Below are 1,642 nucleotides of genomic sequence, written 5' to 3' on the forward strand. Positions count from 1 at the left end.
AGGGTCTCGCGCTTGAGGGAGCGCTGGTGCTCGACGTCGAAGTCTTCGAGGGACTTGCGGGCGGGGAAGCGGGCGGCGCGGATGCGGCCCTCACCGCCGTGGGCTTCGCGGGCAGCGACCTCACGCTGCAGGCAGGCGGCCAGGAACTCCTCGTGGGTCCAGGACTCGGTCCGGGCCCGTTCGGCCAGCCGCTCGACCGCAGCCGCCAGCGAGGGCGCCTTGAGCGCCCGGGTCAGGAACGCCAGCTCCGAGGCCACGTTGCGGCCACTGGTCGCGGGGGTGCCTGCGTTCTTCGGCGGCATCAGACAGCCTGCGCGTCGAGGTCGTCGACCAGGCCGAAGAGGCGGTCGTAGTCGCCGAGGTCGCGGTAGGCGACCTCGTCGTGCGCGGCCGCAACCGGCTGATCGCGGCGGGCATGACGCAACCAGGCCGCGGCATCGGCGTGAACTGGGTCGGTGATCGTCTGGTGCCGGGCCCAGCAGCGGTCGTGGCGGGCGACGCGGACAACGTCCCCAGCCGCGGCGCGACCCTCAGCAAGGGTCACCGTGACCTGCTCGAGGTCAGCGCTGACCACCACGCGACGCCCGACCGCGCTCGGGTGCACCGAGTAGTCGTTGGCGTCGAGGCGGACGTAGTGATCCCGCGGCAGGCGCAGGCTGGTCGTCCAGCCCGAGGTTGCCCTGGCCGGCGCGAGCGGCGGCAGCGCCACCATCGCGTCTCGGTCGGCCTTCCAGCGGTCGAGCGGGCGGCAGCCGAGTCGACGGTGGTGGCGCTGGTTGGCCCGGGCCAGCCAGACCCCGAGCTGGCCGTTGAAGTCGCCCGGCGAGCTGAACCCGCGGCCCGGCAGGAATGAGGTCTCCAGGTACTTGTTGGCCCGCTCGACCAGGCCCTTGGCTTCCGGGTCGCCCGGGCGGCACTGCACGACCTTGATCCCCAGCGCGCCCCGGAACCCGCTCATGGCCTCGGTCAGGACCGGGCGCCCGGCGCGCCAGGAGCCGACCGCGGGCTCGTTGTCCCAGACCAGCGCCCGCGGCACTGCGCCCCAGCCGCTGAGCAGATGCCAGTGCCCGGCCAGCAGGTCCGGACTCTGCCGGGACGGCAGCATCCGGGCGGCCATGATCCGCGAGTAGCCCGACACCATCACCAGCACCGGCGGCGACCCGACCTGCCCGGCTCCCAGCGGCACCTGCGCCGGCGGGAACCACAAGTCGCACTGAGCGAGCTCGCCGGGTCGGTACTCGGTCCGCGAGGCCGGATCCGGCGGCTGATACTGCGGGCGCAGCTCCCGAACCCGGTCCTTGAGCACCGTCAACGACCGGTCCCAGCCGATCCGCTCGGCGATCACCGTCGCTGGCATCGTCGGCCACTCGGCGAGCAGCTCCCGCACGCGCGGCTCGACATCGTCGACGATCGAGCCCTTCGCCCGACGCTGATACTTCGGCGGCGCGTCCGCGGCCAGCGCCCGACGCACCGTGTTCCGACCGACCCCGAGCTGGCGCACGATCGCCTTGATCGGCATCCCCTCAGCCCGGTGCAACCGGCGGATCTCCGCCCAGTCCTCCACGCTCAGCACCCCTCACTAACGGCAAGGGGGTCCAGATTCACCCGTCGCCAAGGGGTCAGCTTTCAGCCGTCGTCAGCA

Annotated in this window: 2 protein-coding genes; both read right to left on the reverse strand. The window is 72.7% G+C overall.

Annotated features, from left to right (window positions below; genetic code table 11):
• Nucleotides 1-302: ATP-binding protein (locus PGB27_RS29325; protein ID WP_274203992.1), on the reverse strand; the 302-nt coding region annotated here is incomplete at its 3' end.
• Nucleotides 302-1,573, reverse strand: coding sequence for an IS21 family transposase (gene istA / locus PGB27_RS29330; RefSeq protein ID WP_274203993.1), 1,272 nt, complete (start codon nucleotides 1,571-1,573; stop codon nucleotides 302-304). The genes istA and PGB27_RS29325, both read right to left, overlap by 1 nt.
• Nucleotides 1,574-1,642: the final 69 nt, after the last annotated feature.

The sequence above is a fragment of the Actinomycetospora lemnae genome (genome assembly GCF_028737315.1).
Lineage (GTDB): Bacteria > Actinomycetota > Actinomycetes > Mycobacteriales > Pseudonocardiaceae > Actinomycetospora > Actinomycetospora lemnae.